Raw genomic sequence first — 2,920 nt, forward strand, 5'->3', positions numbered from 1 at the left:
CTGCTGGAGCTGGAGCTCCGCCGTTTCCTCGATGGTGACGACGCGCTCCGGCGGCTGCGGGGCAAGCACGTGCTGGTCAGCGTCTCGGCGCTCGGGCTGCGCGACATCCATCCGATCCCGCTGGGCGGGGCCATCCCCGGCCAGTTCGTGCCCGAGTTCGAGCGCGTGATGAACGCGCTGCCCACCGGGCGGCTCTCCGATCCCTTCCTGTCGCGTTTCGGCGCCCACCTGGTGCAGGTCACCGATCGCCGCGAGACCCGCATCGACCCGCGCGAGCAGCGCGAGCTGGCGCGCAACGTGCTGCGCGAGCGCAAGTACGAGCAGGCCTACGAGGAGTGGGCGCGCGAAATCCGCGAGCGGGCCTACATCGACATCCGCGTCCGGCCCGAGCTGTGAAGCACACCCCGCGCAAGCGCTTTGGCCAACATTTCCTGAACGACACGGCCGTCCTGGACGCGATCGTGCGGGCCATCGACCCGCAGCCGGGGCAGGCCGTGGTCGAGATCGGCCCCGGTCTGGGGGCGCTGACCGAGCCCTTGCTGGAGCGCTGCGAACGCCTGACCGTGATCGAGCTCGACCGTGACCTGGCCGCACGACTGCGCAAGCGCGCAGCCCTGCAAGTCATCGAGGCCGATGTGCTCACGGTCGACTTCCATGCCCTGGCGCGGCAACAGGGGCAGCGCCTGCGCGTGGTGGGTAACCTGCCCTACAACATCTCCTCGCCCATCGCCTTCCATCTGCTGGCCCAGGTGGATGCCATCATCGACCAGCACTTCATGCTGCAAAAAGAGGTGGTCGAGCGCATGGCCGCCGCCCCCGGCGACAAGGACTATGGCCGCCTGAGCGTGATGCTGCAGTGGCGTTACGAGATCGAGAACCTCTTCGAAGTGCCACCCGAGGCCTTCGAGCCGCCACCGCGGGTGGATTCGGCGGTCGTGCGCATGACGCCGCTGTCCCACCCCGCGGCCGTCGATGTGGCCTTGCTGGGCGAGCTGGTGGCCGTGGCCTTCTCGCAGCGGCGCAAGCTGCTACGCCACACCCTGGGCCGCTGGCTCGAGGCCCGGGGCTTCGGCGGCCAATTCGACGTGCAGCGCCGCGCCGAGGAGGTGCCCGTGGCCCAATACGTGGCCCTGGCGCAGGCGGTGGGGGGCTGAACACCACCGTTTCCGCAGGCCCCGATCTGCGGGGGCCAAGCCCCGGCCCTCCACGGAAGTGATGCGCAATGCACAGGCCGGGGCCAGCTTGCACGCGGGCCATGCGCTACAAGCTTCAATCGTCTTCCCGCGTATCCCACTGCCAAATCGTCAGGCCCCAATCGGCGTGCAGGTCCGGCATGATCTGGCCGGTCTGGAAGTGGCGCCGGCTGTTCGCCTTGGCCGGCGTGAACCACCAGCCCGTGCGCGGGCAGGGCGATCCGGCAGGGGTGGAGGGCGGGTGAGCCTGGGCCGCAGGCTCCACGGGGGCAAGATACTGCCCTTCTTCCTCGGGGATCGTGCCATCCAGGTAACGCTCGTCTTTCCAGATGAGCCGCCACGTCACCGGCCAGGGCTTGTCGCGCTCCTCGTCGCGATAGGTGGGGGCCACCGTGTGCTTCACGAGATAGTTCATGCAGCCGATGTGCCGGCCGCGCACCAGGGGCTGGGGTGCCGGTTCGAACAGGCTGGGCCGCCGCTCCATGGCAGCCTGCATCCGCGCCCACAGCCCCGGCTCGGGCCGCACCGGCTCTCCCCACTCGGGCTCATAGATTCCATCCAAGGGCACCTCGTCGCCGGTGTGCACGGTGATGTCGGTGGGAGGTGGAACGTCGGGTAATTGATCAGGAAAGTTGTACGGGCCCCAAAACGGATCAAAAACAAACGCGCTTCCCCAATTTGCACTGTCCCCAAGGGTAAGGCGTTCCATAACAGAACCAAGACCGAGTCTTTCCCGGCTTATGTTCTGAGCTGCTTCTAGAACTTCATTTTTGTTTTTCATCCAGTCGAAGACGTACTCGACGGGATTCATAATTTTCTCGACGAAGTAGACTTCATGAGCAGCCTGCTTCAGTGGCCCCCACGCCGCAAAACTTTTGCTGTAATTGCCGCGCCACACCGATCGGTCGCCCTTCTTGAGCCGGGCCAGCCCTTTCTCGAAACCGATGCGGCCGGTGAGGATGCTCTTGGTGGCGTCCTGATTGAACTCGTCGATGTCTGCATCGTCGGCCATGCGCATGGCCTTCATCCACGCATCGGCGAACCGGTAGTAGGCCTGCGCCAAGGCCTCCCAGGCCGTGTAGGAGCTGTACTTCTTGAGCAGCCAGAACACCTTGCGGCGTTCTTCCTCGCTCATTCGGGTGGGCTGGTCTTGGCTCATGGGCCGGTTCCTGTCATCTTGGTGCGCACTTCATTGGCCGCCAGCCGCTCGAGTTCGATCTCGCCGATGGCAGCATCGGCCTGCGGGCCGTAACCATAACGCTTCGTCGTCTTGCCCCATCCGGTGGACAAGGCGGGCAACTGGACCACCTCAGCCTTGATGTGCGCAGGAAAGTCCACGAACAACTGCTCGCCCCCGCCGGGCAGGTACTGTCCCACCTCGCCATCGAACTGCTCAGCCGCTTTGCCCTTCCACGCCTTGAGCGTGGTGCCTTCGGGGATGGTGTACTTGATGAAGAAGTTGTTCGTGTTGAACTTGTCGCCGGGCAGCGGGGCCGGCAAGGGGTTGGTGATGTGGTGGCGCACCCGGGTTAAGCGCCAGCGCCGGCCTTGCAGCGCCGCGTGTGCGCCGATCTCGATCAGCGTCCCGGGGACGAGCCGGCGCACGCTGGGGCGTGCGTGCAGGCCATACGCGGCAAGCTTCAATCGTCTTGCCGCACATCCCACTGCCAAATCGTCAGGCCCCAGTCGGCGTGCAGGTCCGGCATGATCTGGCCGGCCTGGAAGTG

4 protein-coding genes are annotated in these 2,920 nt (G+C 65.9%); 2 read left to right on the plus strand and 2 right to left on the minus strand.

What is annotated here, in order from left to right; translation table 11 throughout:
- Both ACK42S_RS16985 and rsmA read left to right on the plus strand, forming a co-directional pair.
- The coding region (locus ACK42S_RS16985) for a peptidylprolyl isomerase (protein WP_409710329.1) at window positions 1-396 on the plus strand (396 nt) is incomplete at its 5' end.
- The gene (gene rsmA, locus ACK42S_RS16990) at window positions 393-1,154 is read left to right on the plus strand and encodes a 16S rRNA (adenine(1518)-N(6)/adenine(1519)-N(6))-dimethyltransferase RsmA (RefSeq protein ID WP_409710332.1); all 762 of its coding nucleotides are present in this window, start codon (window positions 393-395) and stop codon (window positions 1,152-1,154) included. The genes ACK42S_RS16985 and rsmA, both read left to right, overlap by 4 nt.
- A 115-nt stretch (window positions 1,155-1,269) precedes the next feature.
- On the opposite strand, the gene ACK42S_RS16995 is transcribed toward rsmA, so the two are convergent.
- Window positions 1,270-2,352, minus strand: coding sequence for an Imm72 family immunity protein (locus ACK42S_RS16995; protein ID WP_409710335.1), 1,083 nt, complete (start codon window positions 2,350-2,352; stop codon window positions 1,270-1,272).
- Window positions 2,349-2,837 carry a hypothetical protein gene (locus tag ACK42S_RS17000; RefSeq protein WP_409710338.1) on the minus strand — a complete coding sequence of 163 codons (489 nt, stop codon included), beginning with the start codon at window positions 2,835-2,837 and terminating at the stop codon, window positions 2,349-2,351. Before ACK42S_RS17000 ends, ACK42S_RS16995 begins: the two co-directional genes overlap by 4 nt.
- Window positions 2,838-2,920: the final 83 nt, after the last annotated feature.

This window comes from Caldimonas sp., from assembly GCF_046289365.1.
In the GTDB taxonomy this organism is placed as follows: Bacteria; Pseudomonadota; Gammaproteobacteria; order Burkholderiales; family Burkholderiaceae_C; genus Caldimonas.